At 48.6% G+C, this 518-nt stretch carries 1 protein-coding gene; it reads left to right on the top strand.

From position 1 onward, the window contains the following. Positions 1–470: D-glutamate cyclase family protein (locus JK635_RS28675; RefSeq protein ID WP_202655050.1), on the top strand; the 470-nt coding region annotated here is incomplete at its 5' end. Between the last annotated feature and the right edge of the window lie 48 nt (positions 471–518).

Consider the following 518-nt stretch of genomic DNA (forward strand, 5'->3'; position numbering starts at 1 on the left):
ACTGGCGGGACGACTTGGTAGTCTTCTTACTGGGATGCAGTTTCTCGTTTGAAAACGCATTGATCCGTGAGGGCATTGCGCTGCGCCATCTTGAGCAGCGAAAAAATGTCGCAATGTATAAAACGAACTTGGCATGCCACTCGGCGGGATGCTTGCGGGGAAATATGGTTGTTAGCATGCGTCCGATAAAAGCGTCGGATGTGGTGCGTGCTGTTGAAATTACTGCCCGCTATCCTCGGGTACATGGGACTCCCGTCCATGTCGGTTTTCCCCAAGGATTGGGAATCACTGATTTGTCCAAACCCGATTTTGGCGATCCCGTGCCCTTGATGGATGATGAGTTGCCTGTATTTTGGGCATGTGGTGTCACGCCGCAATATATTGCTGAGCTAAGCAAATTACCATTCTGCATTACCCATTCGCCGGGAAAAATGCTGGTAACGGACTTAAGAAACGAAGAGTTTGCTTGATCTCTCTGTGTTTAACAGACTGTTGCTCTACTTTCGATTGGCTTTAAC

The sequence above is a fragment of the Neobacillus paridis genome (assembly GCF_016765675.1).
In the GTDB taxonomy this organism is placed as follows: Bacteria; Bacillota; Bacilli; order Bacillales; family Cytobacillaceae; genus Neobacillus; species Neobacillus paridis.